Raw genomic sequence first — 15680 nt, 5'->3', positions numbered from 1 at the left:
GTGATTTGACGCCGCACGGCGCGGTTTTCGACGACGAACGCGGCCGCGGGGAGGCCGCGGTAGGGAGAACAGTAATGTCCGCTCGCCGCCCAGGCGTGCTCACCCGTCTCGTGCTGCTGCTGAGCGCGTTGCTGTTCGCGTGTGCTCCGCAGACCGTCGCCGCTGGTCACACGAGCCCAACGGAGACGGCGAGCGGGTTCGAGCTCGCCGCGCGATCGGCCACCGAGCAGTGCCGTCGGCCACCGGTCAAGACGGCGCGGGCACGCCCCTGGGCACAGGAGATGCTGGCACCGGAGCGGGTCTGGGAACTCACTCGTGGCGAGGGGGTGACTGTCGCCGTGGTGGACTCCGGTGTCGACGGGACGACGCCGCAGCTGGCCGGTGCCGTGCTCGACGGTGTCGACGTCCTCTCCGACAATGGGGGAACCGCCGACACCGACTGCCTCGGGCACGGCACGTTCGTCGCCGGGATCATCGCCGCGCGCCCCACCGGGGGCACCGGTTTCACCGGTATCGCCCCCGCCGCCACGATCCTCCCCGTCCGCGACACCCGCTCCAAGCAGGGCGGCTCGGCCGAGTCCATGGCCAGCGGCATCCGCGCGGCCACCGAGGCGGGCGCGCAGGTCGTCAACATCTCGGCCAGCACGAACTACGACGACGCGGCGCTGCGCGAGGCCGTCGAGTACGCGCTGTCCCGCGACGTGCTGATCGTCGCGGCGGCAGCGAACGAGGCGCAGCAGGGCAACCCGGTCCCCTACCCCGCTTCCTACCCCGGCGTGCTGGCGGTCGGCGCGATCGACTCGACCGGCGAGCGCGCGCGGTTCTCCCAGACCGGGCCGTTCATCGATCTCGTCGCCCCCGGCGTCGACGTGGTCAGCGCGGGCCCGGGCGGGCCGGGACACTGGCAGGACAGCGGGACCAGCTTCGCCGCACCGTTCGTCTCCGGCACGGCGGCACTGGTGCGGGCCTACCACCCGGAGCTGACCGCGGCGCAGGTCAGGAACCGCCTGACGAGCACGGCGAGCCACCCCGGTGCGGAGGTGCCGGACGAGGCGGTGGGCTGGGGTGTGGTGGATCCGTACTCCGCTGTCACCACCGTGCTGTCCGCCGGGAACGGGGGCGGCACCGATACCGGAGCGGTCCGGGTCGAGCACCCGGACGTGCCGCGGGACGATCCGACACCGATGCGCGTGGTGCTGATCAGCACCGTGGGGGTGACGCTGCTGATCAGCCTGGCCGCGATCGGGGCGAGGTTGGGGCCCGCCGGATGGCGGCGCGGGTGGCGCCGTCACCGCGTGGTGCGCGTGGTCGACGGCGCAGGCGCTGACCGCACCGGCGAGGACCGCTCGCACGTCTCGGCAAGGTAAGCCCCAGCCCGGCGACCCCCGGTAAGGAAGAACTGTGGCCGGGGAGTGCTCACCGTTGGGCGGGCACGACGGGCTCGGCCAGCGGTGTCTGCACCAGCCGCACCGTGCGCTTGCGGTTGACGAACTGGGCCCTGCCGACCGGGAGCGTCTTCGGCGGCAGCTCACCGAGGAACTTCCCCTCGTCCTTGGGGCAGGAGAACAGCAGACCGGGGGTGCCCAACTCCCACATCCGCCGCAGCACCGGGTCCATCATGGACCTTCCGGCGCCCGAGGTGCTGCGGGCGATGATCAGGTGGAACCCGATGTCGGCGGCCTGCGGCAGCAGCGAGGCCAGCGCCTGCACCGGGTTGTTCATGCCGGTCTGCACCAGCTCGTGGTCGTCGACGATGATGAACAGCCGCCCACCGCTCCACCAGTCCCGTTTGGGCAGCCGGTCCGGGGTGATCTCCGGTCCGGGAAGTCGGTCGGTGAGCAACCCGGCGGTCTCCTCGATGGTGGTGGCGAAGGTGTCGCCGGAGACCGAGTAGCCCAGCTGGTACTCCTGCGGCACCGCGTCGTGCAGCTCGCGGCGCAGATCGGCGAACATCAACCGCGCCTGGTCGGGTCGATAGTGCGACTGCACCGAACGCGCGATGTGGCGCAGCAGGTTCGTCTTGCCCGTCTCGGTGTCGCCGAAGATCATCAGGTGCGGGGTGACGTCGAAGTCGTGCCACAGCGGCGCGAGGTCGACGTCGTCGATGCCCAGCGAGACCTTGGGCAAACCGGTATTGCCCGCCCGCGGCTCCGGCAGCTCGGAGGTGTGCACCTCCAGCGGCAGCAGCCGCACCGGAGGCGCCTGCGGGACCCCGGGTACCGCGACCGCCTCGACCAGGTCGGTCACCGCGTCGGCGAGGTCGTCGGTGCGGGCGCGACCGTCCACCCGGGGCAGCGCGGCGAGGAAGTGCTGCTTGTCGGTGGTCAGGCCCCGTCCGGGAGACTCGGGAACCTTGGCCGCCAGCCTGCTGTTCACCTCGGATTCCACCGGATCTCCCAGCCGCAGCTCCAGCCGCGTGCCGAGCACGCCGCGCAGCCACGGGCGCATGTCCGACCAGCGCGCGGCGCCGACGACCAGGTGGATGCCGAAGGTCAGCCCGCGCGCGGCGATCTCGCCGAGCCGGTCCTCCAGCTCGTCGAACTCGTTGCGCACGGTGTACCAGCCGTCGATGAACAGGAACACGTCGCCGTAAGGGTCCTCGTCGGCGAACCGCCCAGCGCGCTTGGCGCGGCGGTAGGCCGACATCGAGTCCAGGTTGTTGGCCTGGAAGGCGACCTCCCGGCGTTCGAGCAGGTTGACGATCTCCTGCACGGTGCGAGTGACCCGGTCCCGGTCGAGGCGACCCGCCACGCTGCCCACGTGCGGCAGGTCCCGCAACGGAGCCAGCGAGCCACCGCCGAAGTCCAGGCAGTAGAACTGCACCTCGGCGGCCGAGTGGGTCAGTGCCAGCGCGGCGATCATGGTGCGCAGCACGGTGCTCTTGCCGCTCTGCGGGCCACCGACGACGCCGACGTGCCCCTGGGCACCGGAGAGATCGGCCGTCAGCAGCTCACGGCGCTGCTGCGCGGGCAGGTCGATCAGCCCCAGCGGCACCCGCAGTCCGTCCTCGGTGGAGCGCTCGGCCGACCGCAGGCCGGTGTCGGGAGAGTCGAGCAGCGGTGGAAGCAGGTCGTCCAGCGTGGGCGAGACCCGCATGGGCGGCAACCACACCTGGTGCGCGGCCGGGCCGTGATCGCTGAGCCGGTCGATGAGCACGTCCACGAGCGAGGTCTGGGGCCCGCTCTCGTCCTCCGGCTCGGGCGGGGCCTCGACGGTGCGCCGGACGCGGGGCTCGACGTAGTCACCGCCGAACGGCACCAGCTGTTCCTCGATGACCTCCTTGCTGCGCTGCCTGCGCGCGGTGCGGTAGACACCCGACACGTAGGCGGCCTTGAACCGGGAGAGGGTCTGGGTGTCCGAACGCAGGTAACCGTTGCCCGGTGTGGTGGGCAGCTCGTAGGCGTCCGGCACACCGATCACGCTGCGGCTCTCCATCGCCGAGAACGTGCGCAGCCCGATGCGGTAGGACAGGTGGGTCTCCACCTTGCTGATGCGGCCCTCGTCGAGCCGCTGCGACGCCAGCAGCAGGTGCACCCCGAGACTGCGGCCGAGCCTGCCGATCATGGCGAACACGTCGATGAACTCGGGTTTGCTGACCAGCATCTCGCTGAACTCGTCCACCACGACGAACAGGCTCGGCATCGGGTCCAGCGGCACCCCGGAGCGGCGTGCCCTCTCGTACTCCCGCTGGGAGCTGTAGTTCCCCGCCGAGCGCAACAGCTCCTGCCGCCGGTTCATCTCCCCGGTCAGCGCGTCCTGCATCCGGTCGACCAGTTCGATCTCGTCGACCAGGTTGGTGATCACCGCCGAGGTGTGCGGCAGCCGGTCGAAGCCGAGGAAGGCGGCACCACCCTTGAAGTCCACCAGCACGAGATTGAGCTCGTCCGAGGCGTGCGTGGTCACCAGGGCCAGCACCAGGGTCCGCAACAGCTCGCTCTTGCCGGAACCGGTGGCGCCGACCAGCATCCCGTGCGGCCCCATACCGTCCTCGGCGGACTCCTTGATGTCCAGTTCGATCGGAGTGCCGTTGCCCGCGATGCCGATCGGCACCCGCAGGCGCTGCCACCCCGAGCGGTCCCGGCGCAGCTGGTCGACGTCGAAGGTGCGCGCGTCGGACACGCCCAGCAGCGAGGTCAGCTCGTAGTCGGTGGTCAGTGGTTCGCCGGAGTCGCCGCTGGTGCCCATCCGGTGCGGCGCGATGTCGCGCGCCAGCGCCGAAGCCGTCACCACGCCCACCCCGTCCGGCCCGCACAGCGAACTCGTGCTCTCCCGGCCCGCGCGGTCGAAGTCGACCGTGCGGATCTCGGAGGGGTCGACCTCCAGGTGCAGCACCGACCGGTCCGCCTGCCAGGTCAGCGCGCTGTCGATGTCGACGATCACGGTGTTGCGGTAACCGCCGCCGGAGAAGCGGTGCCCGGCGGGGATGTTCACCCCGTCGACCACGACCACCGCGAACGGCTCGCCGCTGGTGATCGGCGTGGCGGGTTCGAAGCGGGGACGCTCGGTGTAGGCCTCTCCTCCGAGCAGCTCCTCCAGGTCGGTGACGTTGTCCGAGATCAACCGCAGTGGCCCGGCCCCGTCGCGACGACCGTCGTCCTGGGCGTGCGGCAGCCACTTGGTCCAGAGCCACTCCTCGCGCCGCTCGTTCCCGACGCACACGGCGATGGTCAGATCGGCCGGGGAGTGGAAGGCGACGAGCTGGCACAGCAGCGCCCGCACCAGCGAACGTTGCGCCTCGGGCTCGCCGCGCAGCTGGATCCTGGCGAACCCCCGCAAGTAGACCGCGATCGGGGCGGAGGGCAACGTGGTGTAGGCGCGCAGGAATCGGCGCAGGTAGTACGCGCTGAGCGGTTCGAGGTCCTCGACCGGTTTGGTCTGCGGTGGGACGAGCTTGACGGCGGAGCGCTGCTGCCCCAGTCCGAGTCGGACCTCGCCGAAGTCCTCGTGCGCCGCACGTCGCTCCCAGAGGCGGTAACTGCGCACCAGCGACCACAGTGACCGCGGATCCGGGTGCTTCCAGATCGCAGCGCGGTGCTGCTCACCCAACGCCTCGCGCACCTTGCGCCGCATCTGCGAGAGATAGCGCAGGTAGTCCCGGCGGTCACCGGTGAGCTGGTGCTTGCGGTCGGTGGATGCCCTGGCCAACTGCCCGAGGACCATGGTGACCATGGCGACGCCCATCAGCCCGCCACCGATGTAGGTCATCATGCTCCCGGAACGGGCCGACGAGAGCATCATCATCATCATGGCGCCGGCCATGACCGCCATCGGCAGGTACGTCAGCACCGTGCTCAGGCTGTTGCTCTGCGGCTCCGGCACACTGGGCGGTTCCTGCAGCTCCACCTGGTCCGCGGGCATCGCAGGCCCCACGCGGCGGGCCGGCCTGCGGAACAGCGTCGTGCTCAACGCGCGTCTCCTCGTTGGTGCGGGATTTCCCTTGATGTTGCGGAGCGGCCACCCGGACGCACCAATCCGCGCGCGCGAGTGACTACCTTCCGCCGTTGTCACGGTCTCGGCCAGCCAGCCAGGAAGGAAACCGGACACCAACGTGGACGACGCCACCAAGGATGTCACAAATCAGCTCTGCCGACTACGCCTGATCGTCAAGGACAGATCGGTCGAGATGGCGCTGCCCACCGACGTCGCCCTGATCGACCTGCTGCCGGCCATCCTGCGTCACGCGGGCGGCGAACTCGCCGACGAGGGGGTAGAGCACGAGGGGTGGGTGTTGCAGCGGTTCGGCAAGTCGCCTTTCGACGAGGAGCGCACCACCGCCGAACTGGGACTGCTCGACGGCGAGACGCTCCACCTGCGACCGAGGGCGGACAGCCTGCCGCCCATCGACTTCGACGACCTCGTGGACGGCATCGCAGAGCAGGCACGACGCCGCTCCGACCCGTGGTCCGAGCGGCTCAGCCGGTGGATGCTGCTGGCCTTCGGCGGGACCGCGCTGCTCGTCGGCCTCGTGGTGCTCGGTTCCGGCGGCCCCGGCATCACCGGAACGATCACCGCCGGGGGCACCGCGCTGGTGCTGCTGCTGACTGCCACCGCGCTCGCACGAGGGCGGGCCGACACGATCACCGCCGTCGTGCTGGCCGGCCTGGCACTGCCCTACGCGGGGTTGTGCGGCTGGTACCTGCCGCTGCTGCCCTCACCCGAGGCGCAGGCACCGGCGAGCCTCGCCTGCGCCGCGATGCTGGTGGTGGCGGGACTCGCCATCGGACTGGTGGGAACGGCCGAGGCAGCGTTGCTGTTCGTCAGCGGGCTGTTCACCGCCGTTCCGCTGGGGATCACCGCGATCATCGACGCCGCGTCACCACTGGACGGCGGCCAGGCCGCCGGGATCGGTCTGATGCTGGTGCTGCTCGCACTCGGCTTCGTGCCCACGTCCTCCTTCCGACTGGCCGGACTGAGCCTGCCCCCGCTGCCAACGAGTTCGGAGGAGTTCGGCCAGGACACCGATCCCTTCCCGCACGAGTTGGTGGTGGAGCGCTCGGCGGTGGCCGACCGGTACATGACCGGGCTGTACGCGGCGCTGGGATTGACCGCGGTGGTGCTGTTCACGGCGCTGACCGTGCCGGGCGGGAGATGGTCGATGATCACCACCGCCGTGGCGGCACTGCTGCTCCTGCTGCGCTCCCGACACGTCGACAGCGCGCGCCAGCGTTGGCCGCTACTGATCACGGCCGGTTACGCACTCGCGCTGGACGGCGTGGTCCTGGCACTGGGACTGGAGCCGTTCGCCCGGCTCTGGTACGGCTTCACCGCCACCCTGGTGCTCGCACTGCTGCTCGTGGTGGCCAGCACAACCCTGCCCGGCCGGAAACTGGCCCCGTACTGGGGGCGGGCGGTCGACCTGCTGGAGACGTTCTCCGCACTGGCGCTGGTCCCGCTGCTGCTGGCGGCGCTCGACGTCTACATGTTCGTACGCGGCCTGGCCGGTTAGTGCCCGCGCCCGACCCCGGTGAACGAGAACCTCCGAAGAAGTCGGGCACTTCCTCCGAGATCACCGACCACGAACCACCCCTGGGAGAACCATGCAGTCCAGACGCGACCAGGTGCAGGCCTACTTCTTCGTGGTGGGGCGCCTGGTATCCGCGCTGATGCGGGCGAGCCCGGACGACCAGACCACGCCGACCCGCCGCTTCGTGATGGGCACGGTCATCGGAACCCTGCTGGGTGCGCTGGTGGTGGCCGGTTTCGGCATCGTGGGGCTGATCTTTCCCGGCGGCAAGACCTCGTGGCAGGCCGAGGGCACGATCGTCGTGGAGAAGGAGACCGGAGCCCGCTACCTGTACCTGAACGGCACGCTGCGCCCGGTGCTGAACCACGCCTCGGCGCTGCTGGCCCGCAACCAGCCCGGCGGTGACCCCAAGCTGGTCTCGCGGAACTCGCTACAGGGAACACCGCGCGGCACCCCGATCGGTATTCCCGGCGCTCCGGACTCGATGCCGGAGCGGAAGAACCTGAGCCGGGCACCCTGGGTGGTGTGCGCGCGGACGGCCACGAAACCGTCCGGCGAGCAGGTGCCGATCACTCACCTCCGGGTGGGAGATGGCCCGAGGCGCGAGCTCGGCCCCGACGAGGGAGTCGTGGTCTCCACCCCGGACGGAACGGAATACCTGGTGTGGCAGGGCAGGCGACTGAAGCTGAGCGGGCGCTCCGTGATCGAGGCGCTGGGCTACGGCGACGTGGTTCCGTTCCCGGTGAGCACATCCTGGATCAACACCATCCCGAGCGGGACCGACATCGCCGCACCGGACATTCCGGATGCCGGCTCACGAGCGCCGGAGGTGGCGGGGGAATCCGCCACGGTCGGCCGGATCTACGAGATGCGCAACCCGGCGCTGGATTCGGAGTCCTCGTTCTACGTGATGCGCTCCGACGGGCTCTCCTCGCTGACCCCGCTGGTGGCCAGCCTGCTGCTCACCGCACCCTCCTCCGGAGCACAGCCGGTCGAGATCGGCCCTGCGGCCCTGTCCACCACGCCGATCTCGGAAACCGACAGCACCCCGCGGGGCTACCCGGCGGTGCCGCCGAAGCCACGGCAACTCAGCCAGGGCGGGAAAACCCGCCCCTGCGCCTCGTTCCGGGTCGGTTCGGGACAGTCGAACACCCCCACCATCACGCTGGGCCACCGGAACCGGAGCACCACCACGGCTGGGACCGGCAGCGACGCGGTGGCCGAACGGATCACGGTCCCGGCCGGGCGGGGCGTGCTGGCCCGCGACCTGCCCGCACCCGACGTGGCGGGCGGAACGAACTACCTGATCACCGGTCTCGGGGTGAAGTACCCACTGGCCACACCGGACGTGGCGGGAGTACTGGGCTACGGCGGGGCGGAGCCGGTGGCGGTCCCCGGATCGCTGCTGTCGCTGTTGCCCTCGGGCCCATCACTGGACCCCAGCACCGCGACGGTGACCCGAAAACCGGGCAGCACGGGCGACGACGTCCCGTGAAGGATATCCCTGTTTCGAATCGAACACGGCTTCGCAGCGGCCCGCCCGGAACGAATCGATGATGGACTGACTCCCGCCGCCACGGGGAAATCGGCGAAAGCAGGATTCCGCCGGCGGAGGACCGCTCCGTCCGGCGACCACGGAAGAGAGGTCACATGGCCACGCAGCAGACGAGGCTCACGCAGTCCAATCTGGCCCAGCTCTCAAACCGGCACGAAGAGGTGGCGGGCCAGATCACCAGTCAGCAGACGTCCCTCGCGAGCAGCATCGACATGCTGGCAGGCGCCAACCGCGGCGACATGATGACGAGCCTGAAGAACGTCCACCAGCAGTGGGACCAGGCGTGCAGGGACATCGTGAAGAACCTGGAGCGGATGGCCCAGGAGGTCAACCGCACCGGGCGCGAGACACAGGATCAGGACTCCGTGACCGCCCAGGAGATCGGGCGAGTACAGACCCCGGGGCTCTCCAGCTTCATGTCCTGACCCCTGTTTTCGAAACCCGCATTCCGCACGTACGAGGAGGCCCTTTCATGGCCGACGAGATCCAGTACCAGTACGCCGCGCTGCAGCAGGGCGTGGACGACATGCAACGGGTCACCCAGCAGATTCAGCAGCAGGTCGACGAGCTGCGCCAGCAGACGCAGCAGGCCCTGCAGGACTGGGACTCGCAGAGCTCGGAGACCTACAACCAGCTCGCGAGCAGGATTCGCGCGGACTTCGAGGCGATGAACCAGATGCTCACCCGACTGCGAATGGCCACCAACCAGGCGCAGGAGGACATGAGTCAGACCGACCGCAAGCTGGCGAGCAACTTCGGCTGAGCCCGCCGCGGATCGGTGCACACGCGCGGTACCGGAAACGATGACCGCACCACCCGGTACCGCGCGTCCTCGCACCGTCCCCCAGCGAGCCAAAACGCCCTCGACCGCACGCAACCGAGGAACCAACTCCCATGAGCACCCAAGGCAGCCAGACCTCACTCGACGCGTCCGAGGTCCGCAAGGCGGGCAATGCCATCGGCGACATCGCCGACGACGTCAACGGTTTCTCCGAACTCAACGACGTGCACCCGAAGGCGGGTGACTTCGCCGTGGGCTCCTGGCTCAACCAGCTCATCGCCGCACGCCGGGACACCCTGCATCAGCACTGCAACGACCTGCAGCGGACGTTGCGGGAGGTCTCCGAGCAACTCAAGAACATCGCCACGGAGATCGAACGAACGGACCGGAACAACGGCGAACAGCTGGACAAGCTCAACGCGGAGCTGCAGAACTCCGTGAACCAGCTGCGAAGCCAGGCCCCCACGCTACCGATGGCTCCGAAGGGTCCCGACACGCAGACCGACCTCGTCTGAACCGCTGATCCGACCGCACTCCCCCATCCTCCGAGTTCCCGAGATCCAGGTCCGTCACCTCGTAGACCGCTTCGTTGTTCCACGGGGACTCCGTCGCATCCGAACCGGAGCAGAACACACCCATGGTTTCCCTCAACGACACCGACTACGGCCTCGACTACCAGGAGAACAGGGAAGCCCTGAACGAGAACAGGGAGAACCAGGAGGACGAGGACCCGGAAGAGGAGGGCGAGAACACGGAGGAAGGCGAGGACGACGAGCTCACCGAGGAGGAGAGGAAGCGCAAGGAGGAGCACACCGACGACAACGGTGTCCGGCACTTCTACTCCCCCGAAGAGCTCGCCGAGGACGGCGGTGACTACGACAAGGTCTGGATCAATCAGGACTACTTCGACGACAGGGTGAACGACTCCGAAACCGACTCGGAGGACGCCCTGGATCGCGAGGAGGAGTACACCGACGAGGAGTCCGAGGAGGCGCAGGACTACCTCGACGGTTCCGAGGAGACCATCTCCGGTTCCGACGAGAGCGTGGAAGTGGAGGGTGCCGAGGACACCGGGTACTCCGGCGGCGACTCCACCGGAGCACGGGGCTCGACTCCGCCGGCTCCGCTGGAGGACTACACCCAGTTCTCCATGTCCCAGATCGTGCAGGCACTCAGCGGGGACTCGGGCAGCCTGCGCGCGGCAGGCACGGCTTTCGGGAACATGACCGAGAAACTCTCCACCGCGCACGAGTCCTTCCGGAACCAGGTCGACAAGCTGAAGGACTCCTTCGAGGGCGAAGCCGGTAAGGCCTTCCAGCGGTACTCCGAGAAGCTGTTGGAATCGGCCGAAGAAGTCGTCACCTCGCTGCGCGACGGCCGCTATCGGGAAGGCATCACCGAGACCGGGGACATGGCCGCACGCGGGAAGAACGCGGTCATCCCGCTGGTGAAGGCCTACGCCGAGGCGGCTGCCTACGCCGAGGCCTTCGCCTCGCTGGGCTCCTCGGTCAAGGGAGCCGCCGCTGCCGCCCGATCCGCCGAGAAGATCGCGAAGGAGATCCTGGACAAGGCGCGCGAAGTGGTAGCCACCGTCGCCGACACCTATCAGGCCTCGGGCAGTTCACTTGCTCCGCTGACCACTTCCCTACCCGGCACCGGGTCCGGGAACGGATACGGAACCGGGAACGGATACGGCAACGGATACGGCAATCAGTACGGCAACGGGAACGGATACGGCAACGGATACGGGAACCAGTACGGCAACGGGAACGGATACGGCAACGGATACGGAACCGGCAACCGGTACGGGAGTGATAACGGGTACGGCAACAACAGCTACGGCCACCAGTACGGCAACGGGAACGGCTACGGCAACGGGATCGCTGACTCGCTGACCGAAGGTGGCACGAACGGGAACGGCGAACTCAGCGAAGAGGGACTCGCCGCGGAGCGCGATCGGCAGGAAGAACTGGCCCGACAGGCTCGGCAGGACGCCGAAAGCCGAGGCGAGGAGGCCGTGTCGAAGCTGGCGAACGGCGGTTCCGGCTACAGCGGATCAACCGAGCGCCCGCGGGACGTCGGCTCCGGCGGTGGCGACGGAAACGGTTCGGGGGAAGCGGCACTGAACGCGGCCCGAAACGCGTCCGAGGACGCCCGAGCCGCGGGTCGGGAAGCGATGTCCCGGTTCGAGGGCAGCGATGACACCGGGTCCTCCGGCAGCGGAGGAACAGGCAGCGAGGGCACCGGCCAGGTTTCCGGCGGGGGCGGTGTGCTGGGTGGTACAGGCGGCTCCGGCACCGCGGGGAGCAGCAGGAGCAAGGGCAGCAAGAACTACAGCAACGGTTCCGGGAACGGCGAAAGCGGGCAGCAGGAATCGACCCTCGATCAGAACGCCGTCGACGAGGCACTCGACAACGCCACCGGCGCCGCCCGCCAAGCAGGCCAACAAGCCCTCGAAGACCTCACCGGTAACGGCAGCGGCGGGAGCAACAGCGGCGGCAGCGACATACCGACCAGCAGCTCCGATCCCAACAGCAGCGGCGGCGGTCTCGGCAACGGCAGCGGCCCCACCAGCGGCAGCCGCTCCAGCAGCGGCAGCGGCTCCGGCGACGATCAGGCCGCGATCGACCAGAACGCCGTGGACCAGGCACTCGACAACGCCACCGGCGCCGCCCGCCAAGCAGGCCAACAAGCCCTCGAAGACCTCACCGGCGACGAGGGGACCGAAGAGTCCACGGATGGTGGTACGGACGGCGCCGCTTCGGGCACCGGCGAGTCCGGACAGGACGGGAACGCACTCGAACCGAAGCAGTTGGGCAAAGCGCTGGATGCCGCCGACGACGCGGCGAAGCAGGCCGGGCGGGATGCCCTGGAAGCACTCAGCGCCGATGCCCCGGAGGGTTCCGAGGCTGCTGAGCAGGAGATCGGGCGGGAGCAGGCCGGGGGCGTCGTCGACGACATGGCCAACGCGGCCCGTGCCGCCGGGCAGGAATCCCTGAACGAACTGCTCGGCCCCGAAGCCGCCCAGAGCGAGCAGGCCCAGAGCATCCTCGACGACGTCACCGAACAGGCCCGCAGCGCCGGGCAGGAGAGCCTGGACGAGCTCACCTCGGACGGCGACCCCATCACAGCGGGGGACATGGGCGGAGTCGTCGACGACGTGCTGGCGAAAGGCCGTTCGGCCAGTGAGGACGCGATGAACGCGCTGAAATCCTCCGGCGACGGAAGTGACGTGGCAGGGGGTTCTCGGGTCTCGGATGCTTTCGACGAGGCCGGCAGCTCCATGGAGACCTCGGGCAAGGGGGCTATCGATGCGCTCAACGCCGAGGGCGTGGACACCAGTGGCGGTTCGGTCGGGCAGGGGCAGGTCGACGACATCATCGACGACATGGCGGACGAGGCCCGTGCGGCCGGGCAGGAATCCCTGAACGAACTGCTCGGCCCCGAAGCCGCCCAGAGCGAGCAGGCCCAGAACATCCTCGACGACGTCGTCGAGCAGGCCCGCACCGCGGGCGAGGAGAGCCTGCGAGAAGTCACCGAGGATGGTGGACCGCTGAGTTACGACGAGGTCGGCGACGTGATCGACGACGTGGTGGAGACCAGCCGCACCGCCGGGGACGAGGCGATGTCCTCGCTGGACGGAGGAGATCAGCAGAGCCGGAGCCTCAGCGACTTCCTGGCACCACAGCGGAACGCGGCGAACGTGGCCTCGGAGGGTGTGAACAGCCCGAGCCTGCCCGGCCTCGGTTCCGACAACGGCACGGCGCTCACCGGCGGTGGTAGCGGTGGTGTGGGCGGTGTAGGCAGCGTAGGCGGTGGTGGAAGCTCGATCCCCGACAACGTGGGCGGGGGCAACACGCTCGGGGCGAACGCCACGACCACGGGGCTGAGCGCCACACCGCCGAGCTCGACACAGCCCACTGTCGGGCCCGGGAGCGGTACGGCGGCGACGGCGCCGGGCACGACTGCTTCCGGCGGCCGAGGGATGCCGATGATGCCGCCGATGATGGGCGGCGGAGGGGCCGGAGCAGGCGGTGGCGGCCAGCAGGACCGGGAACGCTCGACCTGGTTGACCGAGGACGACGGCGCGTGGTTCACGAACGACGAGGAAGTCGCTCCACCAGTGCTGGGCCACGACACCTAACGCGCGGATTCGGCAGCACGTCTGGAGAGGAAACGCATGAGCACGCCGAACGGTGCCGAGCAATCGGACCGATCCGAGGTACCGCGGGTGGAAGAACACCACACGCTGGATACCGCAGCCGCCGCGGTGGCCGCCGCGGATCCGCAGCAGTTCTACCGGGACGGACAGCACTTCGAGAACACCGCGCAACGACTGCGCACGGCCAACGACGCGTTTCGACGCGAGCTGCGCCGGGTCGAGGGAGCCTGGCAGGGGCCCGGCGCGCAGCAGTTCCAGACCACGGCGCGGCGGATCACGGACACCGTGGAGCAGCTGGTCGAAACGATCTCGGCTCCGAGCTATTCGGCGTTGCACGGTCATCTCGGGGACGCGGCGTCCAACGCCGGGAGGCAGTTGCGGGAGTTGCGCTCCCAGCGCGAGAGCGGACGACAGGCCGTGGCCGACGATCCGGCCATGGCCGGAACACCGGAAGGGCAACAGCAGCTCCGGCACCAGGAGCAGGCGCAGAACGAGCACGCCCAACTGGTGCTGCGGGACCTGGCGAGGATCTATCAGCAGGTCGGTGGGCAGTTGCGCGAGGCTCCGCCCCACAGCACGCGGGGCACCCAGGTTCGCGATGCGGTTCACCGGGAGACCGGTAACGAAGTCGATCCCGGTGTGGCCGCGGGAACCGATGCGATCACCGCCACGGGCGGAGCCGGTTTCGTCGGTGTCAACACCCCCACGAGTAATTCCGGGACTCCCGGGACCGGAACCGGCGGCACCCGATCAGCCTCTTCGGACACCAACGACACGCTGCGGCACGGCGTGGTGGTCGGCGGCGAGGAATCCTTCTCGGACAGCGCACAGCCCACCACGCACCCGACGAGTTCGGAGAGCGCTTCGGAAACGTTCGTGAAAAGCACCGGAGCGCCGACGACATTGGCCGGCGCGGCGCGGGTGGGCGACGGTGTGCTTGGCCGTGACACGGACCGGACAACCGAGATCACTCCGGACAGCGGTGAGCGGGTCGAGGCGAGTTTGGCGAGCACCGAGGTCCCGGGCGTGCTCGCCGCGCCCGGAATGTCCGTCGGTGCCACGAACCCCGGCGGCCGGGAACGCGGCGGGAAGGAGCGACTCGAACACCGGACCGAGCTCGAATCGGCTTCGGATCTCCCGGAGACCGGGAACGAAGCAGGAACCGGTGCCGCGACGTTCGGCACCGCTGTTCCGGTGTCCCGGCTCGAGTACTCCACACCGGGCACGTCCACCGGCTACGCCGCGCCCACCACGCAGGGCGAGGTGGCGAGCAGCAGGACCTCGAAGCCCGTATCCCCCGGTGCCACGGCTCCCTCCCGAGTGTCGACCGTGGTCAGCCCGTCGAGCGCCTACGGAGCGAGCGCTGCAGGGATGAGCACTGCGGGCGAGCTCGGCGGCACGACCGCGTACTCGGCGGCGAACGGCAGGACCGCCACCGGCGGCGCCGCCCCGACCGGCACCGGACGCCTCGCGAACAGTGCCGAAATTCCCTCAGCCGTCACCACGGGAAACTCCGGCCGCACCGGCCCGCCGGCGAGCCCGGAAAGGCTCGGCGGAGCACCGGGCGGCTCGGTGCCACCCACGGGAGGCACCGGTAATCGGGACGACCGAGAACGCGATCGGAACACCCTGCGGTACGAGGACGAGGAAGTCTGGGGTGAAAGAGGCGACTCCGGCGGCGTGCTCGGGCGTTGACCGACATCCGAATTCCGACGATCAGGGAGGAAACATGACATCCGAGGGTTTCCGACGCGAGATGCCCGATCTGAGCTCGGCGCTGGAGGTGTTCGAGGAGGAACAACGAAAGCTGGCGGAGTTCCAGCGCAAGCTGGCAGAGACCACCACCGTGGTGGACGCGCCGAAGAAGCTGTTCACGGTCACGTTGGACGGTAACGGCGAACTCACCGAGCTGAAGTTCAACACCACCGGCTACCGCTCGATGCCACCGGCCGAGCTCTCCGCACTGATCACCGAGACGCTGCAGAAGGCGCGTCGGCAGAGCCTGGAGACCATGCAGGAGCTCATGGGCAGCCCGATGGGCGGCACGGATCTCAACGACCTCGCTTCCGGACAGGCGGACCTGGCCGACGTACTCGGCAAGGTGATGGAACCGTCGCTGGACCTGGTGCGCGAGGCCAACGGCGATTCACCGTCGAAGAGTTCCGACAGGACCGAGGACGACGGCTGGGACCGGAGCTGAGCCCACCACCGTGAACCT

10 protein-coding genes are annotated in these 15680 nt (G+C 69.3%); 9 read left to right on the top strand and 1 reads right to left on the bottom strand.

Going from position 1 to position 15680, the window contains the following annotated elements:
- The first annotated feature begins 74 nt into the window (after positions 1-74).
- Positions 75-1367: a type VII secretion-associated serine protease mycosin gene (gene mycP / locus BLR41_RS10750; RefSeq protein ID WP_245694054.1), complete on the top strand. Its 1293-nt coding sequence runs from the start codon at positions 75-77 to the stop codon at positions 1365-1367.
- A 49-nt stretch (positions 1368-1416) separates the two neighbouring features.
- On the opposite strand, the gene eccCa is transcribed toward mycP, so the two are convergent.
- On the bottom strand, positions 1417-5406 hold the full coding sequence (gene eccCa, locus BLR41_RS10745; RefSeq protein WP_245694053.1) for a type VII secretion protein EccCa: 3990 nt from the start codon (positions 5404-5406) through the stop codon (positions 1417-1419).
- A 142-nt stretch (positions 5407-5548) separates the two neighbouring features.
- Between eccCa and eccD the strand changes: the two genes are divergently transcribed.
- From eccD to BLR41_RS10705, 8 genes are all read left to right on the top strand, one after another.
- Complete coding sequence (gene eccD, locus BLR41_RS10740; RefSeq protein WP_092627865.1) at positions 5549-6946, top strand: type VII secretion integral membrane protein EccD; 1398 nt, start codon at positions 5549-5551, stop codon at positions 6944-6946.
- Between the two features lie 91 nt (positions 6947-7037).
- Positions 7038-8459, top strand: a complete 1422-nt coding sequence (gene eccB, locus BLR41_RS10735; protein ID WP_092627864.1) for a type VII secretion protein EccB — start codon at positions 7038-7040, stop codon at positions 8457-8459.
- Between the two features lie 155 nt (positions 8460-8614).
- The gene (locus tag BLR41_RS10730; RefSeq protein ID WP_092627863.1) at positions 8615-8944 is read left to right on the top strand and encodes a WXG100 family type VII secretion target; all 330 of its coding nucleotides are present in this window, start codon (positions 8615-8617) and stop codon (positions 8942-8944) included.
- Between the two features lie 47 nt (positions 8945-8991).
- Positions 8992-9282 (top strand): WXG100 family type VII secretion target, encoded by a 291-nt coding sequence (locus BLR41_RS10725; protein WP_092627862.1) that lies wholly within the window; start codon positions 8992-8994, stop codon positions 9280-9282.
- Between the two features lie 131 nt (positions 9283-9413).
- Complete coding sequence (locus BLR41_RS10720; protein WP_092627861.1) at positions 9414-9815, top strand: type VII secretion target; 402 nt, start codon at positions 9414-9416, stop codon at positions 9813-9815.
- A 122-nt stretch (positions 9816-9937) separates the two neighbouring features.
- Positions 9938-13444: a WXG100 family type VII secretion target gene (locus BLR41_RS10715; protein WP_143013048.1), complete on the top strand. Its 3507-nt coding sequence runs from the start codon at positions 9938-9940 to the stop codon at positions 13442-13444.
- Positions 13445-13480: 36 nt separating this feature from the next.
- Positions 13481-15157: a WXG100 family type VII secretion target gene (locus BLR41_RS10710; RefSeq protein WP_092627859.1), complete on the top strand. Its 1677-nt coding sequence runs from the start codon at positions 13481-13483 to the stop codon at positions 15155-15157.
- 34 nt (positions 15158-15191) lie between these two features.
- Entirely contained in the window at positions 15192-15662 is a 471-nt protein-coding gene (locus BLR41_RS10705) for a YbaB/EbfC family nucleoid-associated protein (RefSeq protein ID WP_092627858.1), read from the top strand.
- Positions 15663-15680 lie beyond the last annotated feature (18 nt).

Source organism: Actinopolyspora mzabensis (assembly GCF_900101095.1).
GTDB lineage: Bacteria > Actinomycetota > Actinomycetes > Mycobacteriales > Pseudonocardiaceae > Actinopolyspora > Actinopolyspora mzabensis.
The sequence above is the reverse complement of the archived record's forward strand: the minus strand, read 5'-3'. Positions and strand labels throughout refer to the sequence as shown.

Bases quoted from the DNA above. Each gene is read 5' to 3' on its own strand.
- mycP (WP_245694054.1), top strand. From the start codon at position 75: ATGTCCGCTCGCCGCCCAGGCGTGCTCACCCGTCTCGTGCTGCTGCTG.
- eccB (WP_092627864.1), top strand. From the start codon at position 7,038: ATGCAGTCCAGACGCGACCAGGTGCAGGCCTACTTCTTCGTGGTGGGG.
- BLR41_RS10730 (WP_092627863.1), top strand. From the start codon at position 8,615: ATGGCCACGCAGCAGACGAGGCTCACGCAGTCCAATCTGGCCCAGCTC.
- BLR41_RS10725 (WP_092627862.1), top strand. From the start codon at position 8,992: ATGGCCGACGAGATCCAGTACCAGTACGCCGCGCTGCAGCAGGGCGTG.
- BLR41_RS10720 (WP_092627861.1), top strand. From the start codon at position 9,414: ATGAGCACCCAAGGCAGCCAGACCTCACTCGACGCGTCCGAGGTCCGC.
- BLR41_RS10715 (WP_143013048.1), top strand. From the start codon at position 9,938: ATGGTTTCCCTCAACGACACCGACTACGGCCTCGACTACCAGGAGAAC.
- BLR41_RS10710 (WP_092627859.1), top strand. From the start codon at position 13,481: ATGAGCACGCCGAACGGTGCCGAGCAATCGGACCGATCCGAGGTACCG.
- BLR41_RS10705 (WP_092627858.1), top strand. From the start codon at position 15,192: ATGACATCCGAGGGTTTCCGACGCGAGATGCCCGATCTGAGCTCGGCG.